1 protein-coding gene is annotated in these 586 nt (G+C 64.0%); it reads left to right on the plus strand.

The genetic code is table 11. The features are described 5' to 3' along the window. A partial coding sequence (locus F0L46_RS24690; RefSeq protein ID WP_188312136.1) for a cytochrome P460 family protein occupies nucleotides 1-374 on the plus strand: 374 nt, incomplete at its 5' end. Nucleotides 375-586 lie beyond the last annotated feature (212 nt).

Below are 586 nucleotides of genomic sequence, written 5' to 3' on the forward strand. Positions count from 1 at the left end.
TCGCGGTCCCCCTTGGCTACCCGATCGCGCTCGAAGCCTTCCGAGCCGGCATACCGGACAACGGCAATACCTTCCCGGACGGCGCCAAAATGGCGAAGGTGCACTACAATTCCACGGGCCAGGAGTTCTTCCCGGATACGGCGGTGCCGAGCACGCAGCACGACGTCGACTTTATGGTCAAGGACAGCCGGCGGTTCGCTGATGGCGGCGGGTGGGGCTACGCCGTCTTCAAGCACGACGCCAGCGCCAACACGTTCTCGCCTGGTACGCTGGACGATGTGCCGCCCCAGGGCAACGACGCGAAGTGCGGGGTCGCATGCCACACCGTCGTCGAAAACCGGGATTTCGTCTTCACACGTTATGCCAAGCGGTGACGCTGCTCCTTGCGACCAAGCTGCAGGTCGTCGCCGCATCAGGCAGCCACTAAGTGCGGCCCACATCGCGACAGACATCATGGGGGTGGACACAGGAGCCGGCGAGGTCGGAGGAGACCAAATTCTGCTGTATGGCTTGGCCCTGAAATGGGAAGCCCCGCCAGGAAGGGGACTGGCGGGGCTTAGAGCCTGATACGCAACGCGGCCTCAGG

The organism is Salinarimonas soli (assembly GCF_008386575.1).
Classification (GTDB): Bacteria; Pseudomonadota; Alphaproteobacteria; order Rhizobiales; family Beijerinckiaceae; genus Salinarimonas_A; species Salinarimonas_A soli.